This window comes from Amycolatopsis sp. NPDC004368, from assembly GCF_053602515.1.
The window spans coordinates 12,808-28,765 of record NZ_JBSGDT010000051.1 but is presented as its reverse complement, the minus strand read 5'-3'; the positions used below and the strand labels follow the sequence as shown (position 1 = coordinate 28,765).

Genomic DNA, 15,958 nt, shown 5'->3' with positions numbered 1-15,958 from the left:
GGCTGAATGAAGGACGAATCCGCCCCCGGGCTGCGCGTGCGGCGCGTGCAGGCCGCGTACGTGCAGATCGCGAACCAGTTGCGGGAGCAGATCATCGGCGGCGCGCTGCCCACCGGCACGCGATTGCCGAGCGAAGCCGAGCTGTGCAGCCTGTTCGGCGTCAGCCGCAGCACCGTCCGCGAGGCCTTGCGTCTGCTGGCGAGCCAGCAGCTCATCGACACCACGCGCGGGGTCACGGGCGGCAGCTTCGTGGCCGCACCCGACGCCGGCACGGTCGCCGAAAACCTCGGCGGCACGCTCGGCCTGCTGGTCAACGCCAACAACATGAGCGTGGACAACCTGATCGAGGCCCGGATGATGATCGAGCCATCTGCCGCGCGGCTGGCGGCCGAACGCGCGGGCGAGGTCGACCTCCGGAGCCTGCGCCGCACCATGGAGCAGACCACGCAACTGGATCCCGACAAGGGGTTCGTCCTGCACTGGGACTTCCACACCACGCTCGTGTCCATCACCGGCAACCCGCTGCTGCGGCTGATGTGCCAGCCGGTCAACGCCGTGCTCCGCTCTCGGCTGCACCGCGACCGGGTCGCGGCGGCAGGCTGGGCCGAGATCGACGCCCACCACGAGGGGATCTACGCCGCCGTGGCCGCGGGCGACGGTCAGAACGCCGAGCGCCTCACTCGCGAGCACCTCGTCGCGCTGCGCCCGTTCTACGAGCGGATGAAGCCCCACGAAGAAAACGTCTGAACTTTTCCTTGCGTCTCGGCTCGCGCCCTTGCAGACTTACCCCGCGGGACGCTCCGGCGGCCTGCGGGTCATCAATGCCGAGCCCCTTGGAGGAGCCGTGTTCCCCGCTTCCACCGAGCCCCTCGCCCGGACCGTCGGCGAGTTCGCCGCACGGGTCCGCCTCGGCGACCTGCCGCCCGACGTGGTCGACCGTGCCCGCCACCTGATCCTCGACGCGGTCGGCGTCGCGCTCGCCGCAGGCGACCAGGAGTTCACCCGGCGGGCGCGGCGGGCCCTGGCCCGCTTCGGCACCGGCGACCAGCCGGTGCTCGGGCTGCCCGACCGGCTGGCCCCGCGGGAAGCGGCGATACTCAACGCGGTGCTGGTGCACGGCCTCGACTTCGACGACACGCACAGCGGTTCGGTCACCCACGTCTCCGCGAGCGCGCTGCCCACCGCGCTCGCCGCGGCGATCCAGCACGGCCGATCCACCGAAGACCTGCTCCTGGCCTACATCTTGGGCGTCGAGATCAGCGCCCGCGTAGGCAAGGTCTCCCGTGGCGGCTTCCACACGGTCGGCTTCCACCCCACCGGCGTCGCGGGCGCGTTCGGCTCGGCGGTGACGGCCGCCAAACTGTCCGGCTTGGACGCCGACGGCATCACCGCGGCGCAGGAGATCGTGGGCTCGATGGCGTCGGGCATCCTCGAATTCCTCGCCGAAGGCGCGTGGACCAAGCGCCTGCACCCGGGCTGGGCGGCGAACTCGGCGTTGACGGCGGTCGCTTTCGCCGCCGAAGACTGGCCCGGTCCCCCGCGGGTCTACGAAGGACGCCACGGCCTGTACGCGACCCACCTGCAGGGACGCGCGTGGGACGCCGCCGAGCTGGTGCAGGACCTGGGCACCCGCTGGGAGCTCCTCGAGACGGCCGTGAAGCCGTTCCCCAGCTGCCATTTCACGCACGGCTTCGCCGACGCGGTGCTGGCCCTGCGCGCCGAAGCCGGCTTCGGCGCGGCCGACGTCGCCCGCATCCGCTGCTTCATCGACCCGACCCCGGGCGCCGCGGTGTGCGACCCGATCGAGCGCAAACGCGCGCCGCAGGACGACTACGACGCCAAGTTCAGCCTGCCGTTCGTCGCCGCCGCGTGTGTCTCGCGCGGCCGGCTGACGCTGGCCGAGTTCACCGACGAAGCCCTGGGCGACCAGGAAATCCTTGAGCTCGCCCAGCTCGTCGACATCGGTGACGACCCCGAAAGCCTTTACCCGCACGCGTATTCGGCGGCCGTCGAAATCGACCTCCACGACGGACGCAAGCTCTCCCGCCGCGAAGCCGTCCACCGCGGCCACGCCGAGCGGCCGCTGTCTCACGAGGACATCCGCGAGAAGTTCACCGGCAATGCGGGTCGGCGCGCGGATGCCGTGCTCCCGCTGGTGCTTTCCCTGGGCGAGCCCGGCGACGCGCGTGCGTTCGCCGAAGCCCTCGCGTCCTGAATTCTCTTTCCCTCCCTGCGAATTCCCGAGGCGGTACCCCCATGTCCGAAACGGCTCCCGCACGCCCGGTCGTGACCGGCAAGCCCCTCTCCGCCGCCCGCATCGCGACGTCGTCGATGATCGGCACGCTGGTGGAGATCTTCGACTTCATCGTCTACGCGTTCATGGCCGCGCTCGTGTTCGGCCCGCTGTTCTTCCCGGCCGCGTCCCCGTGGATGGGCACGATCGCCGCGCTCGGCACCCACGCCGTGGCGTTCGGCATGCGCCCGCTCGGCGCGCTGGTGTTCGGCTGGCTGGGCGACACCCGCGGCCGCCGCACCGCCCTGCTCGGCTCGATGCTGCTGATGGGCACCGCGACCGTCGCGATCGGACTGCTGCCCACGTTCGCCACGGCCGGGCTCTGGGCGCCGGTGCTGCTGGTCGCCTTCCGGATGCTGCAGGGCCTGGCGGTCGGCGGCGAATGGGGCGGCGCGGTCCTGGTGGCGGTGGAGCATGCGCCGAAGCGACGCCGGTCGCTCTACGGGTCGTTCGTCCAACTGGGCACGGTGCTCGGCATCGCGCTGGCGAGCGCGGTCGTCCTGCTGGTGAGCACGGCGGTCAGCGCGGACGTGTTCCGCGCCTGGGGCTGGCGCGTGCCGTTCCTGGCCAGCGCACTGCTCGTCGTGCTGGGCCTGGTGCTGCGCAAGCGGCTGGAGGAAACCCCGGAGTTCGTGGCGGAGCTGGCCAAGCACGAAGCGACGACCGGCCGCCGCCCGAAGGTGCGCGCGGTGTTCCGCGACCACTGGCGCGAGCTGATCGCGGGTTCGCTGATGTGGTCGGCCCCGTGCTCGTTCCTGTACGTGCTGATGACCGGGCTGGTGGCCTACACGAAAACGTACGTGCCGTCGCTGAGTGGGCTGGACGTCCAGCTCGGGCTCCTGATCACGTCGCTGGTGCTGGCCGGGTTGACGGTGCTGAGCGCGACGCGCGCCGACCGCTGGGGCAGGGAGCGGCTCATCCGCTGGTCGGGCGTGCTCCTGGTGGTGTGGGCGTTCCCGGCGTTCTGGCTGGTCGACACGGGCGCGTTCGGCCCGATGCTGCTGGCGATGCTGGTGGGCAGCGTCTGCTACGCGGCGTTCAACGGCGCGGTCCCGTCGCTGATGGCGGACCTGTTCCCGGTGGCCTCCCGCTACACGGGCTGCGGCCTGTGCATCGCGTTCGGCACGGCCGTGGCCGGCGGCATCCTGCCGATCGCCGGGCTCGCGGTCGTGGGTGAGACCGGCGGTTCCTCTGCGCCGCTGTCGCTGACGCTGATCTTGTGCGGGGGGCTGACCCTGGCGGGTGTCGCGCTCGCGCGCCGCGCCCGCCGGGAGCAGACCGCCGCTTGACCCAGCGTCCGCCTCGGGAACCGAGCGGTTTCGCGGCGAGGCCGGTCGGCACCTCGGCGCCCAGGATGCGGGCGTCGCGGTGCGGCCGGTCCATTTCGGACTGACGTCGACGTGATCGAGCACACGACACGCGGCTGAGATACATCACCGCCATGGCCGCGATCGATGACCCCGCTGCTCGGCTTTATAGCGGGAACCCAGATTTGCCGAAGGGCCGTTCCCGGCGTGGCACCCTTGCCCGGCGGGATGGCGGCCCTGCTCTCACCGGGCGTGATCCTTCGCAGCGAGCCCCTACGAGAGGACGCTGATGACCTCGGCGGCCTCTCTTGTGCGGTTTCGGAGGCGGTGCCGCCGCCCGGCGCGCAGGTATGCGCTGTCTCCGGTCGACAGTTCGATCTCGGCGTCGCTGCCATCGAGCGACATGTGCACGGTGCCCGAGATGACGTGGATCCACTCTTCGCCGTCGTGGGTCGAGTCGTTCGCCATGGCCGCGCCGGCGTTCAGCTTCACCACGCCGGGCAACAGCGTGCGACGCGTGTCCGGGGAGGCCGGGTACTGAGGTTCCCCCCGCTTTCGCGGAGAGCTTGGTCTGCCCCGGGTCTCGTGTAGTCCGGTTGATGGGTTTTCATGCCACGACGGTTGCGTTCTCGAACTCTATCGGAGTCAACCATCCCAGTCGGCTGTGACGGCGGTGGCGGTTGTGCCAGATCTCGAGGTACTCGAAGATCGCGTTGGCCAGCTCGACCCGGGTGCGCCATCGGCGGCGGTCGAGCAATTCGACCTGCATGCGCGACCAGAACGACTCCATCATCGCGTTGTCATCACAGTCCCCGATACTGCCCATCGTGGCACGAGCCCGGAGTCCTTCGCGCGCTTGGCGAAGCCCCACGATCCATATTGGACTCCTTGGTCGGAACGGATGATCGTGCCAGACTGCGGTGCCCGGTTGTCGTCCCTCCAGGATCACCTTCGGTCCGCCCCGGGCTTTCAAGCACGCCCGAGCCTTTTCTGCGGGCCGCGGATAGCAGGTTTGGCTCGACTGCGCGGGTCGGCACCCTTACCGTGTCCACCCGACCATACCGCGTCCACCCGACCGGGCGCCGATAACTTTCACGAGCCCTGCGCACCGACCACACTTCGGCAACCCGAGTAACCAACGACGCCGCGGGGCTCAACGCCACCCCACGCCTGCGCCTGCTACCGAGGACATAGTCACCAGCAGGGAGCCCGCCACGGGTGATCAGAAATCAACTGGCCGGAGCGTTGAGCCCGGTCGCGGAGACCACCGAAAGGGTGGTCCGCCGCAAGACCCGAGGAGTCACAGTGCGCGGATAGCCCCACCGTCGATGGAAACCAGGCTCCCGGTCACGTAGGACGCGGCGGGCGACAGCAGGACCGCGGCCATGCGGCCGAACTCAGCCGGGTCGCCGAGGCGGCGCAGCGGAATGGCCGCTTCGGCTCGTGCCCGCGCTTGCGGGTCGCCCTTCTCGAGTGCGAGAGTGCGGTCCGTCAGGACCTTGCCAGGCAGGAGGCCCAGTACGCGGGTGTCCTGGGGCCCGAGTTCGTCGGCGAGGTCCTTGACCAGCATGCCCAGACCGGCACGCAGTCCGTTGGACACCGAAAGTCGCGGCAGGGGCGTCTTGGCCGAGCTCGACAGGACGAAGGCGATCGCCCCGCCGTCGGCGCGATCCTCGTTTTTCGCGAGCAGCGGAGCCAGGTGCCGCACCAGCCGGACGGTGCCGAGGAAGATGCTCTCGAACGACTGCCGCCACACCTCGTCGCTCACCGCTGTGGTGACACCGGGCTTCGGGCCGCCGACGCTGACCAGAGCGCCGTCGACGCGGCCGAACGCCGCCAGCGCGGCCTCGGTGAGCAGCCGCGGAGCGTCCGGATCGGCATTGTCGACGGCGACCCCGGCCGCTGCGTCTCCCAGCGAAGCGGCAGCCTTCGCAACCTTTTCCTCGTCCCGCGACGACACAACCACCTTCGCCCCGTCGCGAACGAGCGCTTCGGCCGTGGCATAGCCCAGCCCGCTCGTGCCGCCAGTCACCAGGTACACGCGTTCCGAAAGACCGAGATCCATGGATTCCTCTCTACTGTGAGTGCAGCGCATAACATATTCGCTGTATGAAGTTCCGTCATGCTAGCCTCGGGATGTGCACGATGTGAAGCTCGCATTCCGCGGCGGCCTGGTGACCACGCCCACAGGCACGCGGCGGGCTGACGTGGCCGTATCCGACGGGCGGATCGTCGCGATCCAGGAGCCCGGGACCGCGAGTGCCGACCGGATCGTGCACGTCGACGGCCTGCACGTTCTGCCCGGCGGAGTCGATCCGCACTGCCATCTCATGGCGGGTCTGACCCCGTCGACCCGCGCCGCCGCTCTCGGCGGAACCACCACCGCGCTGTCGTTCTCACTGCCCGAGGACGGAGAGGCGACTGTGTCGGCGTTCAAGCGCGCCCAGGAACTTGTGGCCGAGGGCCTGACGGCTGTCGATCTCGGCCTGCACGCGATGTGCTATCGCCCCAACGAACTCACGGCCGCCGACGTCTTCGAGCTGGCCGAGCTCGGCGCCGACGCTGTGAAGGTGTTCCTCGCCTACCCCGAGCTGGGGATCATGGCGACCGGAGACGGCCTGTACCGCACGATGCTCGGCGCCAAGGCCGTCGGCCTGCCGGTCCAGGTGCACTGCGAAGACGGCGAGATGGTCGAGGCGCTCGTCGAAGAGGCGTCGGCCGAGGGCCGCCGTGGGCCGCGCACCTTCGGCGGTGTCCGCCCACCGGTGCTCGAAGCGGTCGCAGTGCGCCGAGCGCTCGGGATTTCCGGACTCGCCGGCGGACGTCTTTACGTGACACACCTGTCGAGCCGCGAAGCGATCGACCACGTGCGGGCCTCGCGCGCCGCGTGCGAGACGGAGGTGACCGCCGAGGCCTGCTTGCACCACCTCCTGTTCACCGAAGACGAGTACGACGGGCCGCGCGCGGGCGCGCTGCTCGTCGCTCCGCCGTTGCGAGCAGAAGACCACGTCACCGCCGTGCGCGAAGCGCTGTGCGACGGGACGTTGGACACGGTCGGCTCCGACCATTCGCAGGAGCGCACCGAGGTCGACCGGCGGATTTCGCCGTGCGGCGACGCCCACTACGGCATTCCCGGGATCGGGGCGCGACTGCCGCTGATGCTGTCGTGGGGCCTGGACAACGGCGTCCCCTTGGAGCGCCTCGTGCACGTCCTGTGCACCGGTCCGGCCGACGCGTTCGGCCACCACCGCAAAGGCCGGATCGCGCCGGGCGCCGATGCCGACCTGGTGTTGTGGGATCCTGATGCGAGGTGGGTGGCCGACGAGTCCTCGTTCGCGGACGGTACGAGCATCAGCCCGTACACGGGCACGGCTGTGCGCGGCCGGATCCGCTCGGTCTGGGCACGCGGGCGCGAACTGGTGCACGAGGGCGAGTTCACCGGTACCGGGGAGCCGGGACGGCAACTGATTCCGGAAAGGGGAGGGAAGACGCGATGACGGAGCTCACGCACAGGACCGAGGAGAGCGAGGCGGAGGCTTCGCTGGGTCTCGCGCCCCGTCCCGAGAGCCTCGCCATGTCGGTCTACAACACCATTCGCCAGGCGATCGTGGACGGGAAGCTCCCCGCCGCGAGCCGAGTCACCGAAGCCGGCCTCGCCAAGCAGCTCGGCGTCAGCAAGACACCGGTGCGCGAAGCGCTGTTGCGCCTCAAAGAGGTCGGTTTGGTCGAGTCCGACGGCCCTCGGGCGGACCGCATCGTCACACCGTCGGCCGTCCGGCTGCGCGACGCGTACGAGGTACGCGAGGCGCTCGAGATGAAGTCCGCGCGGCTGGCCGCCGAGCGCGGTCATCGCGACGTTCTTCTCGCGGCCCGGCACGAGGCCGAGCGCACCGTGGTCGCCGCGGATCAGCGCGACTTCGCGGCCTACCGCGCCGCCGACGAGGCCTTCCACGCGACCATCGCGCGAGCCACCGGAAATGCCCGGCTCGCTCGCCTCATAGACGACGCGAACGCCATGATCACCGCACTGAGGCAGCGCGACCTGCCCGGTATCGACGCGTCGCCGGTGTGCGCCAGCCAGCACATGGCCATCTCGAAGGCTCTGCTGGACGGCGACATCGAGCTGTCGAGCAGGCTCATGGAAGAACACGTGCGGTCCGTCGGAGACAACGTGGTGGCGTACCTGACCGACCACGGCGCTCCGCAGCGCGCCTGACATCGTCCTCGCCGGGAGGGATCGGGTGCGTGACGGGCTGACCGTCACACACCCGATCCGGTCAGCGGGCGGTCCAGCCGCCATCGACCATCAACGTCGTGCCCGTGATGTAGCTGGCTTCGTCGCCGGCCAAGTACAGCGCGGCACGGGCGACGTCCTCCGGGCGGCCGAGCCGAGGCCATGGAGTGCGGCTCGTCCAGTACTCCTGCCACGCGGGGTCGCCGGCTCGCGGACTTGGGCCTGTTTCGATCTTGCCGGGCGCCACGGCGTTGCAAACGACGCCTCGTCCCGCGTACTCGGCCGCGATCTGACGGGTCAGCTGGCTCAACGCAGCCTTCGACACGCCGTAGGCGGTGTCTTCGCGCGCCGCCACGATCCCGTGTTGCGACGTCACGTTCACGATGCGGCCGCGGACGTCCGCGCGCGCTTCCTGGGTCAGCATCTGCCGCACCGCGGCGCGGCTGAGGACGAACGGCGCCGTCACGTTCACGGCGAGCACCCGGCTCCACTCGTCGTCCGACGTCTCGAGGAGTTCGTGCCCGACGCTCGTCGCGGCGTTGTTCACGAGCACGTCCAGCCGCCCGAAGCGCGCGACGGTTTCGGGTACCAGGCCGTCCACCGCGACCGGATCCGCCAGATCGCACTCCACGAAGACGGCTCCCTCGGCGAGCTCGTCGGTCGGCTCGCCACCGTGCCACGCTTCACGCACCCGATCTGCCACCACGACACGCGCGCCCGCTTTCGCGAAGCACACTGCGATGGCGCGGCCGATGCCGGACGACGCGCCGGTCACCACGGCTACGCGCCCATTGAGGTCGCTCACGCGCGACTCGCCTCCGTCAATTTCCTCAGCTGCGCAAGATCGGCCGCCAGGCTGCCGGGCTCCTGCGAGCTCAGGTGGTCCAGCACGAACCACCCGGAGTAGCCGGCTGCTTCGAGGGCATCCGACACCCGCGGCCAGTCGACGATCCCGGTGTCCAGCGCCGCGCGCCGCCACACCCAAGTACCGCCCTCAGCCCGTTCGGGCGCGACATTCTTCACGTGTACGTGCCGCAACAGCGGCCCCAGTACGCCAGTGGCGAGGAGGGGGTCCTGCCATCCCTCGCGGGCGAGGCTGCCCGGGTCGTAGACCACACCGACCTGGTCGATGTCCATTTCGGACAGTGCACGGTGCGCAAGCGCCGGATCCGGCACCAGCGTGGTGGGAGCGGGCTCGAGCAAGAGCCGCATCCCGCGCGCAGCGCACTCCGCCGCCTTGTCCGCCAACTGAGAGCGCAGGCGGGTGAAGTCGGTGTCGAAGTCGGTGCCGTGGCCTCTCGCGTAGACCCGCACGTGCGGGGCGCGCAGCGCCTTTGCCAGCTCGCACACCCGCTGCCACAGTGGTGCGGCGCAGGCGATGGCGTCCGGTTCGTGCACCGCTACCCCCGCGCAGGCAAGGCCGGCTTCCTCTGCGGTGCCGGCGACGGCGGCGACCTGAGCGTCCGTCGCGGTGAGCCCCAGGGCGTGCCCCGCCCCGACTCCCCACTCCACGCCGTCGAGACCGTGGTCCACAGCAACTTCACACAGCCGTTGCGGATCCAGGTCCGGCAGCGCCGCGCTCGCGACGGCGAGCGGTGCCGCGGTCATCGAGCCCCCGTCCACTCGGCGTGGTGGTCCAGCCACCAGCGCGCGATGTCGAGGCGCCGCATGAACGACACGCCGTCCTTGCCCGACACGTACTCAAGCAGATCCCGCACGGCGCTTGCCCGGTTCGCCTGCCCGCTCCAGCGCGGGTGGAGCCCGACGGTGAGCATCCGGGGCCCGAGTCCGTGGTCGATCTCGTCGCAGAGGTAGTCGATACCGAGCCGCATGCTCTCGAAGAACTGTGAAGGCGAGCCGTACGTCGGGTTCAGGAGGTAACGCGTGTCGTTGTAGACCTTCGAGTAAGGCACCATCAGCAGCCGCTGACCGGCCACGTCGATGAAGTAGGGCAGCTCGTCATTGCACACGTCGGAGTCGTAGAGGAAGCCGCCTTGCTCGACGAGGAGGTCGAGCGTGTGCTCGCTCGGGAACGACCGCAGGTACCAGCCGAGTGGCCGCTCCCCCGTCGTGCGCTCCAGCGACTCGACGGCCAGCCTCAAGTGCTCACGTTCCACCTCGCGGTCGACGCGGTTGTACTCGATCCACCGGTAGCCGTGGCCGATCACGTCGTGCCGGCTCTCCCGGATCCATTGGGCCACTTCGGGATTGCGCTCGAGGGCTGTAGCGCAGGCGCCGATCGTGACCGGCACGTCGAACCGGTCGAACAGGCGGGCCAGCCGCCAGATGCCGACGCGGCTGCCGAACTCGTAGTGCGTCTCGCTGCCGAAGTCCCGGATCGCCGGGTCGACCTCGTAGTCGTACTCTCCCCATCCGTCATTGTGGTCGTCGCCGTCGAGTACGGAGTACTCCGAGCCCTCCTCGTAGTTGACGACGATGTTGATGACCAGCTTCTCCTCGCCGGGCCACCGCACTCGCGGGGCGTGTCGCCCATACCCGACGAAATCCCGTACGCGTGTGGTTTCTGCCACGATCCGCTCCCTCTCGTGATTCACCCTGCGGTCCAGCCGCCGTCCACGGGGACGACAGCACCGGTCATCGAGGCCGATCCCGGTCCCAGCAGGAACGCGATCGCCTCGGCAACGTCGTGTGGCGGCGCCGGGGTTCCGAACAAGTTTCGTTCGCGCACTCGTTCGGCTTCGCGGCCCCCGGTCTCGTCGCGGCCGCTGCGCGCGAGCATCGGGGTGTCAGTCGGCCCCGGGCACACGCAGTTGACGCGGATCCCGTCCGGCGCGTGATCGACGGCCATCGCCCGGGTGAGCCCGATCAGGCCGGCCTTGGCCGCGCAGTACGCCGGGAACCCGGCGCCGCCGACCATGCCGTACTGCGAGCTCACGTGGACGACGGCCGCGCCTGACCTGCCGCGCATCAAGGGCAGCACGGCGCGGGACACCAGGTACGCGCCCGTCAGGTTGACGTCCAGGGTTCGGCGCCAAGATTCCGGTGCCGTCTCGGTCACGTCGCCGGTGTACCCGCCGATCCCGGCACAGTTGACGAGCCAGTCGACGCGGTCGAACTCGGTCCGAATGGTCTCGGCCGCCGCGCTCACCGAGCGTTCGTCCGACACATCGGCCGCCAGTGCGATGTAGGCATCCTCGTAACCGGGGTGCCCAGCGTCGGCGCCGAGGTCCAGGCCGGCCACGCGCGCGCCCGTGGCGAGGCACACCTGCGTCACGGCGCGCCCGATTCCCGAGGCCGCGCCGGTGACGACGACGTTCGGTGTGGTCACGACACCGTGACCGTTCGTCCGGTCACGAGGGCCTCTTCCCCCGCGAGCGCGACCCGCAGAGTGGCGAGGGCGTCGGCAGGGGTGCAGGCCACCGCAGCGGGGTCGCCCGCCTTCACCGCGGCGAGGAACCGCGAGTTCGATGCGGTGAACGGCTCTTCGGTCACCCCTGCGGAAACTTCCAGACCGCGGTTGCGTCCGGTCAGCCTGAACTCCGGGTCGAGCGCCATCCTCAGCAGGCCGGAGTCCGTGACAACGTCCAGACCGTAGCGGCCTGAGACCTCCGCCGGCGTCCAGGCGATGACGATGGTCGCGACGGCACCGTTGGTCATGCGCAACACCAGGGTGAGCGCATCGTCGATGTTGCGCGCGGCGACGCCGGGCCGATCGACGCGCACGCTGCTGCCGGCGGCGAAAACGGATTCGACCTCGCCGGCCACGGCCCGGGCCAGGTCGATCTGGTGGCTCCCGCGTTCCAGCAGGTTGCCACCGCCCTGGGCCTGGTCGAGGAACCACGGCCGGGCCGCGGTCGGACCCACGCTGTAGCCGGAGAGGCTCACGACGTCGGATGACTTCAGCTCCGAGCGCACGGGGTCGAGGAGTTCGAGCGCACGCCACTGATAGCCGACTGCACACACCACCCCCGACTCCTCCGCGAGCCGGGTCAGCTCCGTCGCCTCGGCGAGATCGCGGGCGACGGGCTTCTCGAGGTAGACAGGGATTCCGCGAGCGAACGCCTGCCTCGCCGGCGACAGGTGGTGTTGCGGCGGAGTGCAGATCCAGACGGCGTCGAGGTCCGTTGCGAGCAGCTCGTCGACGTCCTGGCAAGCACGGGCGCCGTAGCGTCCCGCGAACTCCGCCGTTCGCCCGGCATCGAGATCGCACACCGCGCGGATCTCCACATCCGCACGAGCGGCGAGATCCGTGAGGTGGCTGTCGCCGATCCAGCCGAGGCCGACCAGCCCGATCGCCGTGCTCATACTGCGCTCCAGAGGGTTCGCGGGTCGAAGTGGTTCGCGGGTCCTTCGGCGAGGCCACCGATGGACACCCCGGTCACGCGCAGGTTCTTGATCCAGTAGCCGATGATCGCCGGCACCTGGTCGTGCTGGATCGCGGCCATCCGCGCGGCGGCCTTGAGCCGGGTCTGTTCGTCCAGCGAGGCGTTGAGATCCGCGAAGGCGCGGTCGAAGTCGGGGTTCTTCCAGTGCGCGGCGTTCCAGATGCCGCCCGAGGTGTACGCGGGCAGGATGGCCTGGCTCGGCACACCGCGCGCACCCCAGTCGACGATGCCCATCGGTACTTCGAGCCACGGCTGGCTGTTTCCCGTGCCGTAGTAGGCACTCTGCTGCTGCACGTTGAGCTGGAGGTTGATTCCCGCCGGCTTCAGCGCCTGTTGTGCGAGGACCGCGTACTGCGGGATCTCGAGATACTGCTCGGTGGTCAGCGTGACCGGGAAGCCGTTCGGGTGCCCGGCGCGGGCCAGCAGGGACTTGGCGAGCGCGTAGTCCTGCTTCCGTTGGGGGACTTGGGCAAGAGCCTGCTTCGACACCGGGAAGACCGGCGCGAACGAGTGGTCGTTGCCGAGTTCTCCATCACCTCCGAGCAGGGCCTGAAGGAGCGCCGGCCGGTCGAAACAGGCGGCGACGGCCTGTCGCACCAGCGGGTTGTCGAACGGCGCCTGATCCGTCCGCAGGTGGAAGCCGCGGTACTCACTGGACGGACTCTTGATGATCTTGAGGTTCGGGGTCTCCTGCAGGGCCTGCGCACTCTGATGTGGCGCGATCGGCCACACGTTTTCCTTGCCCCCCTGCATGTTCAGGGCGATGGTGCTGTCGTCCGCGTAGTACGTCAGGCGCAGATTGTCCAGATGGGGATAGCGCTTGTCCCAGTAGTCGGGGTTGCGCGCGAAGGTGGCACCGGTCTCGGGCTGGTAGCCGGTCATCACGAAGGCACCAGTCCCGACGTGCCCCTTCGCGAAGTCGCCGATCTGGTAGTTCTTCGGCAGGATGATCGCGTTGAAGTTGAATGCCGAGACGAGATAGGGGAAGTCCACGAACGGCTGGTCCAGGTGGAACGTGACCGTGTGGTCATCGACCTTCTCGATGTTGCCGTGGGAGAAGATCCCCTTGAACGCCGACAGCGCCGAGGAGTTGACCTTCGGATCCGTGAGCAGGTTCATCGTGTACACCACGTCGTCCGCGGTGAATGGCTTGCCGTCGTGCCACTTCACCCCCTGGCGCAGCACGAAGGTCCACGTGTCCGGTCGCTTGGCCGACCACGACACCGCAAGCCGAGGGTCAAGCGTGTAGTCCGCCCGCGGGAAGCAGAGGTATTCACCCGCGATCTGAGCGGTCGTCTGACCACCCTGGTTGTAGAGGGTCACCGGATCCACGAGCGAGGCCGGTCGGGTGATCGCGACATTCGCCGTCCCACCTCGGCGAGGCGGGCCCACCGCCGGCACGGAGTTGATGCCACCACCCTGACCGCAGGCCGCGAGGATGGCCGACGCCGCCGGCAAGCCGAGCCCCAGCACACTGGCCCTGCGCAGGAATCCGCGTCTGCTCAGCCGCCGGGCTCGCACCTCTTCGAACAGGTGGTACTCGTAGTCGTCCATCGGCAGTTCCTCACTCGGGCGCACCGAACGGCGTCACCGGGTTCCGATCCTCAGACCGCAGATCGGGATTTGATATTCCATATAAGTTAGCTCTAGTCAGCCTCCGCGCACAATCCCCCGCGCCACCAGCCCCCACCTGAACCACGCGAATTCGCCCTGACCTGCCCCGATACCACGCCACACGAACGTAACACGGGCAAGACAACGGCAAGTCGTTGCTTCCGTCCCGAGTGACAGATACGCTATACAGAATATCAACGGGCGGCATGGTGTCCGCGCGTGACAAGCCATCCCCCGGCGTTCTCCCCGGGCGCGCCCCACCAGACGACAGGCTGGGCTCAGACATGATCGGATTCATCACCAAACGGCTCGGGCTGAGCGTGCTGACGCTCCTGCTCGTGTCGATCATCGTGTTCGCGGTCTCGCAGGTGCTTCCCGGAGACGTGGGACGCACGATCCTCGGTCCATACGCGACCAATGACCAGGTCGCGCAGCTGAACCACACGCTCGGGCTCGACCGACCGCTACCCGTGCGCTACCTCGACTACATGTGGGGCTTCCTCCACGGAGACTGGGGCAAGTCCTACCTCCTGCAGGAACCGGTCGCGGGTCTTGTGCTCGGGCACCTCGGCGACTCGCTGCTGCTCGGCGGGTTCGCGCTCGTCATCGCCGTGCCGATCTCACTCGGCTTCGGCGTGGTAGCGGCGCTGCGGCGGGACAAGTTCACCGACCGCGCGATCTCCGTTACCGGACTTTCTCTCATCGCCCTGCCCGAGTTCGTGGCGGGCACGGTACTGCTCGTGGTGTTCGGCGTTTCGCTCAAGTGGTTCCCGGTGTCCTCGTCGGTGCCGCTGCCTGAGATCACGGACGTGTTCAGGCAGCTGCTCCTGCCGTCGATCCCGCTGATGTTCGTGCTGTTCGGCTACATCTCGCGGATGGCACGCGCCGGCACTGTGGACGTGCTCGACTCCGCCTACGTCCGCACAGCCGTCCTCAAAGGACTGAAGCCGGGCCGCGTCATCGGTAAGCACGTCCTGCGCAATTCCCTGCTGCCGGCGATCACGGTCGTCAGTGCCCAGGTCGGGTACGCCGTCGGCGGCCTGGTCGTGGTCGAGAAGCTCTTCAACTACCCCGGGATCGGCCAGCTCATCTACACCTCGGCGACCGGACACGACCTCCCGGTGCTCGAGGCGGCAGTGCTCGTCATCGCGGTGATCTACACCGTGGCGAACCTGTGCGCCGACCTGCTGTACGGCGTGCTCAACCCCCGCATCCGGCTTGCCGCGGCGTGACCCGGCCGCACGAGAAGGAGCTTCCATGACGTCAACGGAGATGATGACCGCACCTGCCGCTGAGAAGGCAGCACCCCACCAAGCGTCCGCAGCCGCGAAAGCCCGCCGACGTGAGATGGTGCGCGGGCTACTGCGCTCCCCCACGTTCCTGATCGGCGCGGTGATCCTGCTGTTCTGGGTCGTCGACGCCATCTTCTGGCAGGCCTTCGCCCCCCACGACCCGCAGCAGATCTTCCCTCAGACGCTGCAGGGCCCCTCTGGTGCCCACTTGTTCGGGACGGACAACCTCGGCCGCGACGTGTTCTCGCGCCTGCTCGCCGGCGCCTCGCCGGTGCTCACCGTCGCGCCGGCCGCCACAGCGCTCGGACTCGCCGGCGGCGTCGTCCTCGGCCTGTTCACCGGGTACTACCGCGGCGTGCTCGACGACGTCGCGATGCGGATCGTCGACGCGGTGCTCGCTTTCCCGCTCGTGATCATCGCCGTGCTCGTGCTCACGGTGCTGGGCTCTGGTGAGCTGCCGGTGATCCTGCTGATCGCGGTCACCTTCGTCCCCGGTGTCGCCCGGACGGTGCGCGCGGCCGTGCTCACCCAGCGGGAACTCGAATACGTCGCCGCCGCCAAGCTGGCCGGCGCGCCGGGCCCGAAGATCATGTTCACCGAGATCCTGCCGAACGTGACCGGTCCGATCATCGTCGAGGGCACGGTCCGGCTCGGCTACGCCATCTTCACGTCGGCGACTCTCTCGTTCCTCACGCTCGGCATCCAGCAGCCGTCCCCGGACTGGGGTCTCACGATCTCGCTGGGTCAGGTCTACCTGCAGGTCGCGCCGTGGATCGTCCTGTTCCCCGCCCTGGCATTGGCGACGCTCGTCGTCGCCGTCAACCTCGTCGCCGACGGCTTCCAGCGCGTGCTGGACGCCTGAGCTCCCCGGA

16 protein-coding genes are annotated in these 15,958 nt (G+C 69.3%); 7 read left to right on the top strand and 9 right to left on the bottom strand.

All coding sequences use genetic code 11. The annotated features are described in order from the left end of the window. Positions 1 to 6: 6 nt before the first annotated feature. The 3 genes from ACWEOE_RS39140 to ACWEOE_RS39130 all read left to right on the top strand — a co-directional run bounded on the left by ACWEOE_RS39140 (position 7) and on the right by ACWEOE_RS39130 (position 3,582). Positions 7 to 747 (top strand): FadR/GntR family transcriptional regulator, encoded by a 741-nt coding sequence (locus ACWEOE_RS39140; RefSeq protein ID WP_452018396.1) that lies wholly within the window; start codon positions 7 to 9, stop codon positions 745 to 747. A gap of 97 nt (positions 748 to 844) precedes the next feature. Then, on the top strand, positions 845 to 2,215 hold the full coding sequence (locus tag ACWEOE_RS39135; RefSeq protein WP_452018394.1) for an MmgE/PrpD family protein: 1,371 nt from the start codon (positions 845 to 847) through the stop codon (positions 2,213 to 2,215). A 41-nt stretch (positions 2,216 to 2,256) separates the two neighbouring features. Further along, complete coding sequence (locus tag ACWEOE_RS39130; protein WP_452018392.1) at positions 2,257 to 3,582, top strand: MFS transporter; 1,326 nt, start codon at positions 2,257 to 2,259, stop codon at positions 3,580 to 3,582. A gap of 291 nt (positions 3,583 to 3,873) precedes the next feature. On the opposite strand, the gene ACWEOE_RS39125 is transcribed toward ACWEOE_RS39130, so the two are convergent. From ACWEOE_RS39125 to ACWEOE_RS39115, 3 genes are all read right to left on the bottom strand, one after another. Next, positions 3,874 to 4,092, bottom strand: coding sequence for a cupin domain-containing protein (locus ACWEOE_RS39125; protein ID WP_452018390.1), 219 nt, complete (start codon positions 4,090 to 4,092; stop codon positions 3,874 to 3,876). Positions 4,093 to 4,207: 115 nt separating this feature from the next. Continuing rightward, positions 4,208 to 4,426 (bottom strand): IS3 family transposase, encoded by a 219-nt coding sequence (locus ACWEOE_RS39120; protein WP_452018388.1) that lies wholly within the window; start codon positions 4,424 to 4,426, stop codon positions 4,208 to 4,210. A gap of 474 nt (positions 4,427 to 4,900) precedes the next feature. Next, positions 4,901 to 5,695, bottom strand: coding sequence for an SDR family oxidoreductase (locus ACWEOE_RS39115; protein WP_452018386.1), 795 nt, complete (start codon positions 5,693 to 5,695; stop codon positions 4,901 to 4,903). A gap of 43 nt (positions 5,696 to 5,738) precedes the next feature. On the opposite strand from ACWEOE_RS39115, the gene ACWEOE_RS39110 reads away from it, so the two are divergent. Continuing rightward, complete coding sequence (locus ACWEOE_RS39110; RefSeq protein ID WP_452018384.1) at positions 5,739 to 7,097, top strand: dihydroorotase; 1,359 nt, start codon at positions 5,739 to 5,741, stop codon at positions 7,095 to 7,097. Next, positions 7,094 to 7,816: a GntR family transcriptional regulator gene (locus ACWEOE_RS39105; protein ID WP_452018382.1), complete on the top strand. Its 723-nt coding sequence runs from the start codon at positions 7,094 to 7,096 to the stop codon at positions 7,814 to 7,816. Before ACWEOE_RS39110 ends, ACWEOE_RS39105 begins: the two co-directional genes overlap by 4 nt. A gap of 61 nt (positions 7,817 to 7,877) precedes the next feature. Here the strand turns inward: ACWEOE_RS39105 and ACWEOE_RS39100 are convergent, their stop codons facing one another. From ACWEOE_RS39100 to ACWEOE_RS39075, 6 genes are read right to left on the bottom strand one after another with little or no spacing between them, the layout of a single operon-like run. Next, on the bottom strand, positions 7,878 to 8,639 hold the full coding sequence (locus ACWEOE_RS39100) for an SDR family NAD(P)-dependent oxidoreductase (RefSeq protein WP_452018380.1): 762 nt from the start codon (positions 8,637 to 8,639) through the stop codon (positions 7,878 to 7,880). Next, positions 8,636 to 9,442, bottom strand: a complete 807-nt coding sequence (locus ACWEOE_RS39095) for a sugar phosphate isomerase/epimerase family protein (protein WP_452018378.1) — start codon at positions 9,440 to 9,442, stop codon at positions 8,636 to 8,638. Before ACWEOE_RS39095 ends, ACWEOE_RS39100 begins: the two co-directional genes overlap by 4 nt. Next, entirely contained in the window at positions 9,439 to 10,365 is a 927-nt protein-coding gene (locus ACWEOE_RS39090) for a polysaccharide deacetylase family protein (protein ID WP_452018376.1), read from the bottom strand. The genes ACWEOE_RS39095 and ACWEOE_RS39090 overlap by 4 nt, the downstream gene beginning before the upstream one ends. Before the next feature lie 20 nt (positions 10,366 to 10,385). After that, positions 10,386 to 11,123: an SDR family NAD(P)-dependent oxidoreductase gene (locus tag ACWEOE_RS39085; RefSeq protein WP_452018374.1), complete on the bottom strand. Its 738-nt coding sequence runs from the start codon at positions 11,121 to 11,123 to the stop codon at positions 10,386 to 10,388. Beyond that, positions 11,120 to 12,100: a Gfo/Idh/MocA family protein gene (locus tag ACWEOE_RS39080; RefSeq protein WP_452018372.1), complete on the bottom strand. Its 981-nt coding sequence runs from the start codon at positions 12,098 to 12,100 to the stop codon at positions 11,120 to 11,122. The genes ACWEOE_RS39085 and ACWEOE_RS39080 overlap by 4 nt, the downstream gene beginning before the upstream one ends. Then, on the bottom strand, positions 12,097 to 13,734 hold the full coding sequence (locus tag ACWEOE_RS39075; protein ID WP_452018370.1) for an ABC transporter substrate-binding protein: 1,638 nt from the start codon (positions 13,732 to 13,734) through the stop codon (positions 12,097 to 12,099). Before ACWEOE_RS39075 ends, ACWEOE_RS39080 begins: the two co-directional genes overlap by 4 nt. Positions 13,735 to 14,078: 344 nt before the next feature. On the opposite strand from ACWEOE_RS39075, the gene ACWEOE_RS39070 reads away from it, so the two are divergent. Beyond that, the gene (locus ACWEOE_RS39070) at positions 14,079 to 15,026 is read left to right on the top strand and encodes an ABC transporter permease (protein ID WP_452018368.1); all 948 of its coding nucleotides are present in this window, start codon (positions 14,079 to 14,081) and stop codon (positions 15,024 to 15,026) included. A 25-nt stretch (positions 15,027 to 15,051) separates the two neighbouring features. Further along, positions 15,052 to 15,948 carry an ABC transporter permease gene (locus tag ACWEOE_RS39065; RefSeq protein WP_452018366.1) on the top strand — a complete coding sequence of 299 codons (897 nt, stop codon included), beginning with the start codon at positions 15,052 to 15,054 and terminating at the stop codon, positions 15,946 to 15,948. Positions 15,949 to 15,958 lie beyond the last annotated feature (10 nt).

Excerpts from the sequence above, each read along its gene's own strand:
- ACWEOE_RS39115 (WP_452018386.1), bottom strand. The coding sequence starts at position 5,695 with ATGCGCTGCACTCACAGTAGAGAGGAATCCATGGATCTCGGTCTTTCG.
- ACWEOE_RS39075 (WP_452018370.1), bottom strand. The coding sequence starts at position 13,734 with ATGGACGACTACGAGTACCACCTGTTCGAAGAGGTGCGAGCCCGGCGG.
- ACWEOE_RS39070 (WP_452018368.1), top strand. The coding sequence starts at position 14,079 with ATGATCGGATTCATCACCAAACGGCTCGGGCTGAGCGTGCTGACGCTC.
- ACWEOE_RS39130 (WP_452018392.1), top strand. The coding sequence starts at position 2,257 with ATGTCCGAAACGGCTCCCGCACGCCCGGTCGTGACCGGCAAGCCCCTC.
- ACWEOE_RS39065 (WP_452018366.1), top strand. The coding sequence starts at position 15,052 with ATGACGTCAACGGAGATGATGACCGCACCTGCCGCTGAGAAGGCAGCA.
- ACWEOE_RS39095 (WP_452018378.1), bottom strand. The coding sequence starts at position 9,442 with ATGACCGCGGCACCGCTCGCCGTCGCGAGCGCGGCGCTGCCGGACCTG.
- ACWEOE_RS39080 (WP_452018372.1), bottom strand. The coding sequence starts at position 12,100 with ATGAGCACGGCGATCGGGCTGGTCGGCCTCGGCTGGATCGGCGACAGC.
- ACWEOE_RS39140 (WP_452018396.1), top strand. The coding sequence starts at position 7 with ATGAAGGACGAATCCGCCCCCGGGCTGCGCGTGCGGCGCGTGCAGGCC.
- ACWEOE_RS39120 (WP_452018388.1), bottom strand. The coding sequence starts at position 4,426 with ATGGGCAGTATCGGGGACTGTGATGACAACGCGATGATGGAGTCGTTC.
- ACWEOE_RS39105 (WP_452018382.1), top strand. The coding sequence starts at position 7,094 with ATGACGGAGCTCACGCACAGGACCGAGGAGAGCGAGGCGGAGGCTTCG.